We start from the raw sequence: 11,950 nt of genomic DNA on the forward strand, positions 1-11,950 counted from the left end.
CGATGCTCAATCTTGCGCTGGCATGAGCGGTGTCTGACGCCACAGCCGCTCCAGATCATAAAGACGACGGGTTTCGGCCAGCATGATGTGGACGATGATCCGATCTAGATCGACCAGCACCCACTCGCCCGATTGCAGCCCCTCGACGCCGGTGGGTTGATGGCCGAGGTTCTTGGCCTCCTGCACCAGATACTCGGCCACCGCCTTGGTGTGCCGGGACGAGGTGCCGGTCGCGATGATCATCCAGTCGGTGATCGAGGTGAGCGCGTGGACATCGAGACAGACGATCTGCTCTGCCTTGCGCTCATCCAGCACCGTCAGCAGACGCTCTTTCAGGGTTTCAACGTTCATCGGGAGAATTGTCCGTGTCGGTGGATCGGTAACCATACAGCTGCTGCTGTCGAATCATCTGCCAGACCGCTTCGGGCAGCAGATACTCGGGAGAGCGCCCGGCGGCGATCAGGGCGCGGATGCGGGTGGAGGAGATCTCGAGCCGAGGCAGCGAGAGAAACAGCATCGCGCCGGCCGGCCTGTTGCGCAGCCGATCGATGCGATCGGTCTCACAGCGGCCGCGCAGCGCCTTGAGCGCTGGCCGCTCCTGCGGTTGCCAGCCAGGACGCTCGATCACCAGCAGATGGCCCAGATCGAGCAGTGTCTCCCAGCGGTGCCAGCGATCGAGATCCTGGTAGGCATCGCTGCCGACCACCATGCAGAGCGCTGTCTGTTCGCCCAGTTCCCCGCGCAGCGACAGCAAGGTGTCGTGGCTGTAGCTGGGACCGGTGCGTGCCAGTTCGCGCCTGTCGATCCTGAGCGCCCGGTTCCCGACCAGCGCTGCTTCCAGCAGCTGAACCCGCACTGCAGCCGGCAGCGACTCGGCCGAGCGGTGATAGGGATCGCCACAAGGAATCAGCCGCATCTCATCCAGCGCCAGCAGCTCCTTGATCTCCAGCGCGCAGCGCAGGTGGCCATGGTGGATCGGATCGAAGGTGCCACCCATGAAGCCAACGGCGCGGTTGCGGGGCTGTTCCGCCAGCAGGCCACTCATTGGCGAATGTGGCCGTCTCCCAGCACCACATACTTCTGGCTGGTCAACCCCTCGAGCCCGACCGGCCCACGGGCATGGAGCTTGTCGGTGGAGATGCCGATTTCGGCGCCCAGGCCATACTCGAAGCCGTCGGCAAAACGGGTCGAGGCGTTGACCATCACCGAGCTGGAGTCGACCTCGGTGATGAAGCGACGGGCATGGTCGAGCCGCTGGGTGATGATGCCGTCGGTGTGGTGCGAACCATGGCGGTTGATGTGATCGATCGCCTCGTCGAGCCCTGCCACCACCCGGATCGACAGGATCGGCGCCAGGTACTCGGTGATCCAATCCTCGTCGCAGGCCGGCGTGCAGTCCGGCACCCAACGGCGGGTCTCTGTACAACCACGCAGTTCGACCCCCTTCACCTTCAGCGCATCGGTGATCAGCGGCAGAAAGCGTTCGGCCACCGCAGCGCAGACCAGCAGGGTCTCCATCGCATTGCAGACGCCATAGCGGTGGGTCTTGGCATTGACCGCCAGCTTGAGTGCCATCTCGAGGTCGGCATGCGCATCGACATAGAGGTGGCAGATGCCATCGAGGTGCTTGATCACCGGAATGCGTGCTTCCTGACTGATGCGTTCGATCAGGCCGCGGCCACCGCGCGGAATGATCACATCGACATGCTCCGGCATCGTGATCAGATGGCCCACCGCCGCCCGGTCGGTGCTCTCCAGCACCTGAATCGCATGGTCCGGCAACAGGGCAGTCGCCAGGCCATGCTGGATCGCCTGGGCGATGACACGGTTGGAGTGGTGCGACTCCGAACCGCCGCGCAGGATGGCGGCATTGCCCGACTTCAGACAAAGGCTGGCCGCCTCGGCGGTCACGCTGGGCCTTGACTCGTAGATGATGCCGATCACCCCCAGCGGCACCCGCATCCGCCCCACCTCGATGCCGCTCGGCATGCGCCGCAGGTCGGTCACGACGCCGACCGGATCGGCCAGTGCCGCCACCTGATGCAGACTCTCGATCATCGCATCGATGCGGGCATCGTTGAGCGTCAGCCGCTCGATCAGCGCCGGTTCGAGCTGGCGCGCCCGGGCTGCTTCGAGGTCATGGCCGTTGGCATGCAGCAAGGTGGTGCGGTGCTGCTGCAGCGCCTCGGCGGTGGCAATGAGGGCACGGTTCTTGTCGCCGGTGCTGGCGCGTGCCAGCGTGCGGGAAGCCTCGCGGGCGCGCAGGCCAATCTGCTGCATCTGCTGTGCAAGCGGTTGATTCATTTGACGCACATCATCAGTGGGGGAAGCGCCCATTGTAATGAAAGCCTCAGGGTGGTTCCAATGCCATCCCGATGTCGACGAGCGGCCCGACTCGCTACAATTCTGCGTCGCACCATCGATGAACCGGAGTCCATGTCCTTGATCGAGACCCTGCTGACCTGGCTGCAGAGCCACCCCGGCTGGACCCTGGCCGCCATCTTCATCGTTGCGCTGGCCGAGTCGCTGGCCATCGTCGGCCTGCTGGTGCCCGGCGTGGTGCTGCTGATCGGTATCAGCGTACTGGCCGGCAGCGGCACGGTCGAGGCCGCGCCGCTGCTGCTGGCAGGCATGATCGGTGCGATTCTGGGCGATGGCATCAGCTTCTGGATCGGTCATCACTTTCATCAGCATCTTCGTGAGTTCGGGCCATTTCGCCGCCATCCCGAATGGATCGACAATGGCGAGGCATTCTTTTACCGCCACGGCGGTAAAAGCATCGTGCTCGGCCGTTTTGTCGGACCAATCCGTCCCTTCATTCCGATGGTGGCGGGGATGCTCGACATGCCGGTGGGGCGCTTCATTCTCACCAACCTGTTCTCGGCGCTGCTGTGGGCACCCGTCTATCTGCTGCCCGGCTATCTGCTCGGCAGCTCACTGCAGCAGAGCGAGGCGCAGATCGCCGATGCCATGCAACTGGGCATCGTCCTGCTGCTGGTCGGCTCTGTAGCGCTCTACGGACTGCGCTTTGGCTATCTGGCACTGAGTCCGGGACATCTCTTCTATCGTTTCTGCCAACGACAACTGACATCGACAAGGATCGGTGCCCTGCTCTGGCGCTGGCGCGCCAGCGGCGGACGCGCCGATGGCGTTTTTCCGCTCGCCAGCCTGGCGCTGGCGCTGCTGCTGGCCATGCTGTTCGCCCTCCAGGGTGTGCTGCTCAACGGTCACGACCGCGCCGTGGCCGATTTTTTCTCCTCGTTGCGCCATCCGGCCATCACGTTGCTGCTGCTGCCACTCAAACTGCTGGCTGAACGCCCCCACCTGGCCGGACAGGCTGGCCTGCTCGCCATCTGGCTGCTGGCGCGGCGCGGCTGGCATGCACTCGGTTTCTGGTTCGCACTGCTGCTGTTGACGCTGCAATTGGCCAACCGACAGCTTCCGCTGGCAACCCTGACCGCACCGCTTGGCTTTGCCGCCTACCTGATCGCACAATCCTGGACGCCACCCCACCGCTTCGTGATCTACACCGGCATGGCGGCGCTGATCAGCCTGTTCGGCATCAGCCAGCTCTATTTCGAGGCTCCACCCTTTACCACTGTGATCAAGGAGTTGCTGGTCGGTCTGCTGATCGCCAACCTGATGACGCTGTTCTGCCACCGCCATCATGAAGAGCTGGCCCTGCGTGGCACGCTGCCCGGCTGGAGCTGGAGCAGTGCCAGCCTGATGATCAGCGTGGTCTATCTATTGCAGCACTGGAGCCATGCCTCCGCGCGAATGGCCGGCAGTGGCTGGCTGTGAACGAACGCCAGCGCGCATTTGCCCATTATCTTTGTAATGGCTATGGCATCATGATCAGCGGTTTTGTACTCTTGGCCAAGACCGCAGGCAATCGAAAATAACGACTTCAGGAGGAGACCCCCAATGCTGCTGGCACATACCGTCGAGATCTTCACCCGTCCCAATCAGGCATGGCAATCCATCCATGACGAAACCGAGAGTCCGCTGCACCATCTGTTCAACCACCTGATCTGGCTGGCGCTGCTGCCGCCACTGTGCTGGTACATCGGCACCACCACCTTTGGCTGGAGCATCGGCAGCGGTCCGGCCACCAAACTCACCAGCCAGAGTGCACTGATCATCGCGCTGCTCTTCTATGGCGCCATTCTGGCGATGGTCATGCTGCTGGGTGCCCTGATCCACTGGATGGCGCAAACCTACGGCGCCAACTCCTCCTTTGCCCGGAGCCTCAAGCTGGCCGGATACACCGTCACCCCGTTGCTGCTGAGCGGTCTACTCGGCATCTATCCAGCGCTCTGGTTCGACCTGGTGGTGGGGCTTGTTGCAATCGGCTACACCGTCTATCTGCTCTATCAGGGCACGCCGATCATGATGGAGATCTCACCTGAGCGCGGCGTACTCTTTTCCAGTGCGGTGATCGCGGTGGGCCTGGTGATGGTGGTGGCACTGATGGGCGCCACGGTGATTCTCTGGAGCATGGGTGCCGCGCCGCAATTCGTCTCCTGAACAGTCGGCCATGCAGGCAGGGACGCCTGCATCCACCCTGCATCTCGAATCGACAGAAGCCACGCATCGTTTGCGCCCGGACACGACAGCCACACCATCTGGTCAAGCCAGCAGGCTTTGAAACCCGCGCATGTCAGAACGACAGTATCGACTCTGGCCCTGGCCGATCCGGTTGCTCCACTGGCTGCTGGCCGCCAGCTTCGTGCTGGCTTATCTCAGCGGCGAGGAGGCGCTCTGGCTGCATGCGCTGGCCGGCCATCTGATCGTGCTGCTGATCGGGCTGCGACTGCTGGGCGGACTCTTCAGCACCACCCCGGCCGCCCTCGATCAACTCTGGATCACGCCCACGGCCGTGAAGGCGCATCTCGCGGCCCTGCTGGCGCTGCGCCCCTTGCCGCACCACGGGCATCATCCACTGGGTGCACTCAACATTCTGGCCCTGTTCAGCATCCTGCTGCTGCTCTGTGTCACCGGCATGGCGCTGCTGGCCCTCGACCATGGCTATGGATGGCTGATGGGTTTTTTCCCCGCAGGCATGGTCTGGCACAAATGGCTGCTCGCAGGCAGTCATGAACTGCTGGCCCAGTTCAGTCTGCTGCTCGTGCTGCTGCATGTCGTCGGCGTGCTGGGCCAGAGTCTGATCGATCGCCGCAACCTGAGTCGCTCGATGCTGGGCGGCATCATGATCACCCTGCACCGTTCGCGTGGCTGGAAGTCACTGTGGCGCCGGGTGGCGATTCTGCTGCTGGTGCTGCTGCCTTCCCTGATCGAACTGCTGGCCTTGCGGGTACTTTGATGCCAGAACGACACGCAGCCCGTGTCACAGAGGCTCAGCGTCGAACTGGCAGCTCGCTCGACTCATTCTGCGCCACCGCCGGGCTGGCGGAGAGATCGCCGCCCCGTTTGCGCCAGGCCAGCATCGTGCCCTCGGGCGGGCGGCGGCTGTAGTAAGAGACAATGGCGCCACGCAGGCTCTGTGCCAGCCGCTGTTGATGCTGCCGGGTGTTCAGCAGGCGCGCCTCGCTGGGATTGGAGATGAAGCCGGTTTCGACCAGCACCGACGGGATATCGGGCGACTTCAGCACCATGAACCCCGCCTTTTCGACTTGCTGCCGATGCAGCGGCCCAACTTTGTTCAACCCGCGCAACAGTTCGGATGCCAGTTCATTGCTGGTGTTGAGCGTGGCGGTCATGTAGAGGTCGAGAATCACCTGCGCCACCATACCATCGCGCTGGTCGAGTCCGACACCGCCGATCAGATCGGCCTTGTTCTCCTGATCGGCCAGCCAGCGCGCACTCTCGCTGCTGGCCCCGCGCTGCGACAGGGTGTAGACCGAACCGCCACGCGCATCGCTGCCAGAAAAGGAGTCGGCATGAATTGAAATGAACAGATCGGCCTTGTGCTTGCGGGCGATCTCGGTGCGTTGACGCAGCGGCACGAAACGGTCACCACTGCGGATCAGCACCGGCTTGAAACCAGGTTCCTGACTCAACAGGCCATGCAACTGCCTGGCGATGGCCAGCGTGATCTCCTTTTCACGGATCCCGCCCGGTCCCAGCGCGCCTGGATCGTCACCGCCATGCCCGGCATCGATCGCGATCACCAGATCTCGCCGTTCGTGGTTGAGCTGTTGCACCGATTTGACGTTAGGCGCCACTGCGGTCACCCGCGCTGACTGCGACGCTGCAGGGCTGGGCTTCGCACTCCCCTTGACGAGCGGCGGCTGGGTGACGGACGGAGATCTCGGTTTTTCGGCGACAGGTGGTTTCGCTGACCTGGCTGTGGCAGCCGCGGCCGGCAAGGGTGGCTTTGCCGTCTTCTTCTGCGCGCCCAGCTCAACCACCAACCGCTGCTGGGTCGCTGCGCCCTCGGTCGCAGTCAGATAGACCCGCACCGGCGTGCGCTGTTTGAGGTCAAACACCAGCCGTGCGCTCCGTGGCTGGTGCGAGGTGCGGATGCGGGCGATCGGCGTCGCCGCCAGATCGAGCCGGTCGAGGGCAGCGCCAAGCTGGGTCTCGGTCAGATCGATCACCAGACGATCCGGTGCTGACAGCGTGAAAAACTTGTGGGTGACGCCGGCCGAAAAATCGAGCAGAAGACGGCTGCTCTCTCCGCTGTTTTCGACCTTGGCACTCTTGAGGATGGCTGCCCCCGATGCCGACTGGGCCAGCAAAAAAACCAGCAGGCACAGCAGTGAGCCGAAGCGGATTGTCAGGCTCAGTCGTCGACTGCGGCCACGGCCAATGCCTGCACCACAGGATTGCAGCGCAACTGCGCCAACCACATCCGTCCCCTGTCCGAACAGCCCTCGATTTCGCACCAGCGCCCCTTTTCGATCCATTTCAGCCTGATTTCAAGATCGGGTGATGGCAACAGGGGCTCACCCCGCTCCGGCCATTCGATCAGACATAAGCTATCTTCTCGAAAATAATCCCGAACACCAAGATATTCAAGCTCTTTTTCATCAGCAAGACGATAGAGATCGAAATGATAGAGCGCCAGTTCGCTCAGCAGATAGGGTTCGACCAAGGTATAGGTTGGACTTTTGACTGCGCCCTGATGCCCCAGGCCATGCAACAGGCCGCGGCTCAGCGTCGTTTTGCCACTGCCCAGATCACCGCGCAGGAACAGAATCCCCGCAGCGACCACCTCGGCAAGCACCCCGCCCAATCGCAGCGTTGCCGCTTCATCGGGCAGCAGCAACGTCAGAATGGTGGTTGAATCAGACATGCGCACCCTGCGTCAGAGCGGATTGACCCACCGGCGCAGCGGTGCCAGCAGATCGGTGGCCAGCAGGCCACGCTCGTTGCCGCCGGCGGCTTCGTCACCGGCCATGGCATGGAGCAGCACCCCGGCCCGCGCTGCATCGACCAGCGACAATTGCTGGGCCAACAGTGCGGCGATGAGTCCGCTCAGCAGATCGCCCATGCCGCCACTGGCCATGCCGGGGTTGCCGGCGGCACAGAGCGCAATCCCGCCACCTACCGCTGCGCTGGCCACCAGGGTGCCGGCCCCTTTCAGCAGCGCCACACCACCATGACGTTCGGCCAGCTGCTGCACGGCGGCAAAGCGGTCGGCCTCCACCTCGCGGCTGTCGCAGCCGAGCAGTCGCGCTGCTTCACCCGGGTGGGGTGTCAGGATCCAGTTTTCGCGGTGCACAGGCGTGGCGCGGCGCGCCAGCAGGTTGAGCCCATCGGCATCGACGACCAACGGCAGATCGCTGCCAAGCACCCGCTGTACCATCTGCTCGGCCCAGGCATCCTGACCCAGCCCCGGCCCCAGCAGGATCACGGTCGGCAGCGCCAGCAGCGGCTCCAGATCCTGTCCCGATTCGACCGCGCGCACCATCGCCTCGGGTCGCCGCGCCAGCAGTGCACTCAGGTGCGCCCCGCGCGTGGCAATCGTCACCAGTCCGGCCCCGGCGCGCAGCGCCGCTTCGGCGGCGATCGACACCGCCCCGCCATAGCCATGGTTGCCGCCGATGATCAGCAGATGGCCGAACATCCCCTTGTGGGCGCTGCGCGGCCGGCGCGGTAGCCACTGCGGCAACAGGGTCGATGTGAGCCGCAGCACCGGCTCGCTCTCCAGCTTCTGATGGAGCGCTCCAGGCAATTCGAGGTCGGCGAAGCCGAGCAGGCCGCAGTGGTCAGGACCCGCCCCGGTCAACATTCCCCGCTTGGCGGCGATGAAGGCAATGGTCAGGTCGGCGCGCACGGCGGCGCCCCACACCCGGCCGGTGTCGGCATCGAGTCCGGAAGGAAGGTCCAGTGCCAGCACCTGCAGCGCGCTCGCGTTGATCCAGTCGATCACCGCGCGATACTCGGCGCGCGGCTCGCCGCTGAGGCCGGTGCCCAACAGCGCGTCGACGAGCAGATCATGTTGCGTGTCGACCAGTCGTTCCGCTGCGAAAGGCAACGGTTCGACGCCGGCAGCCACCGCGTTGCGGCAGGCCACCAACGCTTCGCCCCGCAACTGTTCCGCTGCCACCAACGCCACCAAGGTGACGCTGAAACCCGCACGCTGCGCCAGTTCGGCCAGCACATACCCATCGCCACCGTTGTTGCCGCCGCCGCAGAATATCAAAAGCCGCCGCGCCTGCGGCCAGTGGCTGCGCAATACATCGAAGGCGGCACTGCCGGCGCGCCGCATCAACACCGACCCATCGATGCCGGGAAGCTGCTGTGCCAACCGATCGAGCTGGCGTGACTGCGCTGCCGTATAGAGCAGCGTCGGCAGGGTGTCACGGAATGAGGAGATCGGATCAACCATCGGCAGGCTCGCTTTGGCAGTCAGTTGGGGCGAGAATTATAACGAATGAAGCCACCCGACCTGCCTCAGGATTACCATCAGCTTGCCGCCCGGATCAAGGCATGGGGCGTTGAACTCGGTTTTCAGGCCGTCGGCATCGCCGGCATCGAACTGCCTGAAGATGAACAGCACCTGCTCGACTGGCTGCAACGCGGCGATCATGGCGACATGGCCTACATGGCCCAGCACGGCAGCCGCCGCGGTCGCCCGGCCGAACTGCTGCCGGGCACGCTGAGGGTGATCTCGCTGCGGCTCGACTACCTGCCACCCGGCGTGGCGCTGCAACAGACACTCCAGCAGCCGGAGCGGGCCTACATCTCGCGCTATGCGCTGGGACGCGACTACCACAAGCTGATGCGCAAGCGGCTCGCCCAATTGGCGGAACGGATCAGCAGCGCCATCCCGGCACACCACTATCGGGTCTTCGTCGACAGCGCGCCAGTGCTGGAGAAGGCTCTGGCGGTGCAGGCCGGGCTGGGCTGGATCGGCAAGAACACGCTGCTGTTGAACCGCCATGCCGGCTCCTGGTTCTTTCTTGGCGAGATCTACACCAACCTGCCGCTGCCGCTCGACCCACCCACCGGCAAGGGCCACTGCGGAAGCTGTCGTGCCTGCCTCGACATCTGCCCGACCCAAGCCTTTCGCGCACCCTATCAGCTCGATGCGCGCCGCTGCATCTCCTATCTGACCATCGAATCGAAGGGTCCGATTCCGCTCGAATTGCGGCCACTGATCGGCAACCGGGTCTTTGGCTGCGATGACTGCCAGCTGGTCTGCCCGTGGAACCGCTATGCGCGGCCCACCAACGAGCGTGACTTTCTGCCGCGCCATGGACTGGAGCAGGCCCAGCTGCTCGAGCTCTTCGCCTGGGATGAGGCCAGCTACCTGGCCCGCAGCGAAGGTTCACCGTTGCGCCGGATCGGCCATGCCGGCTTCTTGCGCAATCTGGCGGTTGCGCTCGGCAACCTGTTGCGCCAGACCCCATCGCCGTTGCTACAGCAGCAGATCATCCAGCAACTGAATGCGCGCAGCGATCATCCGAGCGCGCTGGTGCGCGAACATGTCCAGTGGGCCTTGGCACAGCAGCAGCGCTGAACCTCAGGCGCGTCGCCACTGGGTGCCGTCGCGGCCATCGTCGAGCAGGATGCCCGCCTGTTCGAGCTGGGCACGAAGCTGATCGGCCAGCGGCCAGTCGCGCGCGTGCCGCGCCTGATTGCGCGCCTCGACCAGCGCATTGATCTCGCCGTCATCGAGTCCATCACGCGGGCTGCCTTGCAGGAACTGCTCGGGCGGCTGTTGCAACAGACCGAGCAACCCGCCCAACTGCCGCAACTGTGCGGCCAGCGCCGTCGCGCTCTCGCCATCCGCGCGGTTCAGTGCCCGGGTCAGTTCGTGCAACACCGCCAGCGCCTCGGGCGTGTTGAAGTCGTCGCGCATCGCGGCATGAAAACGTTCTGCATAGTCGTTGTCGGCCATCGTCAGCACGGCTGCAACCGATTGACCGCGCAACGCGGTGTAGAAGCGCTCCAGCGCCTGCCGCGCACCGCGCAGCGACTCTTCGCTGTAGTTGATCGGGCTGCGGTAGTGGCTGGCCAGCAGCAGATAGCGAATCACCTCGGGCTGATGCTGTTGCAGCAACTGCCGGATGGTGAAGAAATTGCCGAGCGATTTCGACATCTTTTCGTCATTGACCCGCACCGGACCGACATGCAGCCAGTAGCGGGCAAAAGGCTTGCCAGTCGCACCTTCCGACTGGGCAATCTCGTTCTCATGGTGCGGAAATTTCAGATCGGGCCCGCCACCGTGCATGTCGAAAGTCTCACCCAGCGCGCAGATCGACATCGCCGAACATTCGATGTGCCAGCCCGGACGACCGGCACCCCAGGGCGAATCCCAACTGGCTTCGCCCGGCTTGGCCGCCTTCCACAGAGCGAAATCGAGCGGATCCTCCTTGGCCTCGCCCACCTCGATGCGGGCACCCACCTGCAGCTCCTCGAGGTTGCGCTTGCTCAGCCGGCCATAATCGGCAAAGCGGCGCACCCGATAGTAGACATCGCCGTTGCTGGCCAGATAGCCATAGCCCCGCTCGATCAGCCGGTTGATCAGCGCGATGATCTGATCGATGTGGTGGGTGGCGCGCGGCTCGCTGTCGACCGGCAGGACGCCGAGCGCGGCCTCGTCTTCATGCATCGCGGTGATGAAGCGGTCGGTCAACGCCGTGAAGGGTTCACCATTTTCGGCGGCACGGGCGAAGATCTTGTCATCCAGATCGGTGATGTTGCGAATGTAGCTCACCTGGTAACCGATGCTGCGCAGGTAACGCACGATCACATCAAAGGCCACCATCACCCGGGCATGGCCCAGATGACAGTAGTCATAGACGGTCATGCCGCAGACATAGAGGCCGATCTTGCCCGGTTGCAGTGGTTGGAACGGCTCTTTGTGCCCGCTCAGCGAATTGTGGAGGGTGAAGTGCATCGGTTGGCCAGGTTGGTGCGTAACAAGTAGGCGGTTATTATACGTGGCTTCGTCGCACTCCATGCGCCCGGCAGACGCCCAGCCGTCGGCCGACTTACGTCAATCCCTCCATCTGCGCGGAACCATTGCCATGACCCAAGTCGTCCTGCACACCAACCATGGTCAGATCACCCTGGCCCTCGATGCCGAAGCGGCACCGCTGACCGTCGCCAACTTCGTCGACTATGTCAAAAGCGACTTCTACAACGGCACCCTGTTCCACCGGGTGATCGACAACTTCATGATCCAGGGCGGTGGCATGGATGCCGAGATGAAACAGAAACCGACCCGCGATCCGGTCGACAACGAAGCCAACAACGGACTGAAAAACCTGCGTGGCACCATCGCCATGGCCCGCACCAGCGATCCGCACTCCGCCACCGCCCAGTTCTTCATCAATGTCACCGACAACGCCTTTCTCGACCACACCGCGCCGACCCGACAGGGCTGGGGCTACTGTGTCTTCGGCAAGGTGACCGAAGGTCTGGAGGTGGTCGATGCCATCAAGGTGGTCAAGACCGGCATGAAGGGCATGCATGGCGATGTGCCGCTCGAAGCGGTGCTGATCGAGCGGGCCGAGATCGTCGGATAACCGGG

12 protein-coding genes are annotated in these 11,950 nt (G+C 63.8%); 5 read left to right on the top strand and 7 right to left on the bottom strand.

The genetic code is table 11. The features are described from left to right. Nucleotides 1-6 precede the first annotated feature (6 nt). From rsfS to H7A13_06870, 3 genes are read right to left on the bottom strand one after another with little or no spacing between them, the layout of a single operon-like run. A complete protein-coding gene (rsfS, locus tag H7A13_06860) occupies nucleotides 7-351 on the bottom strand; it encodes a ribosome silencing factor (GenBank protein MCP5333064.1) in 345 nt (114 codons plus the stop codon). After that, nucleotides 341-1,045 (bottom strand): nicotinate-nucleotide adenylyltransferase, encoded by a 705-nt coding sequence (gene nadD / locus H7A13_06865; GenBank protein ID MCP5333065.1) that lies wholly within the window; start codon nucleotides 1,043-1,045, stop codon nucleotides 341-343. The genes rsfS and nadD overlap by 11 nt, the downstream gene beginning before the upstream one ends. After that, nucleotides 1,042-2,280: a glutamate-5-semialdehyde dehydrogenase gene (locus H7A13_06870; protein MCP5333066.1), complete on the bottom strand. Its 1,239-nt coding sequence runs from the start codon at nucleotides 2,278-2,280 to the stop codon at nucleotides 1,042-1,044. The genes nadD and H7A13_06870 overlap by 4 nt, the downstream gene beginning before the upstream one ends. Before the next feature lie 156 nt (nucleotides 2,281-2,436). On the opposite strand from H7A13_06870, the gene H7A13_06875 reads away from it, so the two are divergent. The 3 genes from H7A13_06875 (at nucleotide 2,437) to H7A13_06885 (ending at nucleotide 5,323) form a co-directional block, all read left to right on the top strand. Continuing rightward, nucleotides 2,437-3,801: a DedA family protein gene (locus H7A13_06875; GenBank protein ID MCP5333067.1), complete on the top strand. Its 1,365-nt coding sequence runs from the start codon at nucleotides 2,437-2,439 to the stop codon at nucleotides 3,799-3,801. A gap of 126 nt (nucleotides 3,802-3,927) precedes the next feature. After that, nucleotides 3,928-4,527 (top strand): YIP1 family protein, encoded by a 600-nt coding sequence (locus H7A13_06880; protein ID MCP5333068.1) that lies wholly within the window; start codon nucleotides 3,928-3,930, stop codon nucleotides 4,525-4,527. Between the two features lie 130 nt (nucleotides 4,528-4,657). Then, complete coding sequence (locus tag H7A13_06885) at nucleotides 4,658-5,323, top strand: cytochrome b/b6 domain-containing protein (protein MCP5333069.1); 666 nt, start codon at nucleotides 4,658-4,660, stop codon at nucleotides 5,321-5,323. 34 nt (nucleotides 5,324-5,357) lie between these two features. On the opposite strand, the gene H7A13_06890 is transcribed toward H7A13_06885, so the two are convergent. The 3 genes from H7A13_06890 to H7A13_06900 are packed head-to-tail and all read right to left on the bottom strand — an operon-like array spanning nucleotide 5,358 to nucleotide 8,797. Then, nucleotides 5,358-6,812: an N-acetylmuramoyl-L-alanine amidase gene (locus tag H7A13_06890; protein MCP5333070.1), complete on the bottom strand. Its 1,455-nt coding sequence runs from the start codon at nucleotides 6,810-6,812 to the stop codon at nucleotides 5,358-5,360. Beyond that, nucleotides 6,746-7,258, bottom strand: a complete 513-nt coding sequence (gene tsaE / locus H7A13_06895) for a tRNA (adenosine(37)-N6)-threonylcarbamoyltransferase complex ATPase subunit type 1 TsaE (protein ID MCP5333071.1) — start codon at nucleotides 7,256-7,258, stop codon at nucleotides 6,746-6,748. Before tsaE ends, H7A13_06890 begins: the two co-directional genes overlap by 67 nt. Nucleotides 7,259-7,270: 12 nt before the next feature. Next, the gene (locus H7A13_06900; GenBank protein ID MCP5333072.1) at nucleotides 7,271-8,797 is read right to left on the bottom strand and encodes an NAD(P)H-hydrate dehydratase; all 1,527 of its coding nucleotides are present in this window, start codon (nucleotides 8,795-8,797) and stop codon (nucleotides 7,271-7,273) included. A 45-nt stretch (nucleotides 8,798-8,842) separates the two neighbouring features. Here H7A13_06900 and queG point away from each other — a divergent pair, with 45 nt between their 5' ends. Beyond that, a complete protein-coding gene (gene queG, locus H7A13_06905; protein ID MCP5333073.1) occupies nucleotides 8,843-9,931 on the top strand; it encodes a tRNA epoxyqueuosine(34) reductase QueG in 1,089 nt (362 codons plus the stop codon). Between the two features lie 3 nt (nucleotides 9,932-9,934). Here queG and H7A13_06910 read toward each other — a convergent pair whose 3' ends face one another. Next, nucleotides 9,935-11,314 (bottom strand): cysteine--tRNA ligase, encoded by a 1,380-nt coding sequence (locus H7A13_06910; GenBank protein MCP5333074.1) that lies wholly within the window; start codon nucleotides 11,312-11,314, stop codon nucleotides 9,935-9,937. A gap of 130 nt (nucleotides 11,315-11,444) precedes the next feature. Here H7A13_06910 and H7A13_06915 point away from each other — a divergent pair, with 130 nt between their 5' ends. Then, nucleotides 11,445-11,945 (top strand): peptidyl-prolyl cis-trans isomerase, encoded by a 501-nt coding sequence (locus H7A13_06915; GenBank protein ID MCP5333075.1) that lies wholly within the window; start codon nucleotides 11,445-11,447, stop codon nucleotides 11,943-11,945. Nucleotides 11,946-11,950 lie beyond the last annotated feature (5 nt).

This window comes from Pseudomonadales bacterium (genome assembly GCA_024234215.1).
In the GTDB taxonomy this organism is placed as follows: Bacteria; Pseudomonadota; Gammaproteobacteria; order Pseudomonadales; family UBA5862; genus JACKOQ01.

What these genes read in the sequence shown, in the direction of transcription:
- H7A13_06875 (MCP5333067.1), top strand. Translation starts at nt 2,437, where the DNA reads ATGTCCTTGATCGAGACCCTGCTGACCTGGCTGCAGAGCCACCCCGGC.
- rsfS (MCP5333064.1), bottom strand. Translation starts at nt 351, where the DNA reads ATGAACGTTGAAACCCTGAAAGAGCGTCTGCTGACGGTGCTGGATGAG.
- tsaE (MCP5333071.1), bottom strand. Translation starts at nt 7,258, where the DNA reads ATGTCTGATTCAACCACCATTCTGACGTTGCTGCTGCCCGATGAAGCG.
- queG (MCP5333073.1), top strand. Translation starts at nt 8,843, where the DNA reads ATGAAGCCACCCGACCTGCCTCAGGATTACCATCAGCTTGCCGCCCGG.
- H7A13_06900 (MCP5333072.1), bottom strand. Translation starts at nt 8,797, where the DNA reads ATGGTTGATCCGATCTCCTCATTCCGTGACACCCTGCCGACGCTGCTC.
- H7A13_06870 (MCP5333066.1), bottom strand. Translation starts at nt 2,280, where the DNA reads ATGCAGCAGATTGGCCTGCGCGCCCGCGAGGCTTCCCGCACGCTGGCA.
- H7A13_06910 (MCP5333074.1), bottom strand. Translation starts at nt 11,314, where the DNA reads ATGCACTTCACCCTCCACAATTCGCTGAGCGGGCACAAAGAGCCGTTC.
- nadD (MCP5333065.1), bottom strand. Translation starts at nt 1,045, where the DNA reads ATGAGTGGCCTGCTGGCGGAACAGCCCCGCAACCGCGCCGTTGGCTTC.
- H7A13_06885 (MCP5333069.1), top strand. Translation starts at nt 4,658, where the DNA reads ATGTCAGAACGACAGTATCGACTCTGGCCCTGGCCGATCCGGTTGCTC.
- H7A13_06915 (MCP5333075.1), top strand. Translation starts at nt 11,445, where the DNA reads ATGACCCAAGTCGTCCTGCACACCAACCATGGTCAGATCACCCTGGCC.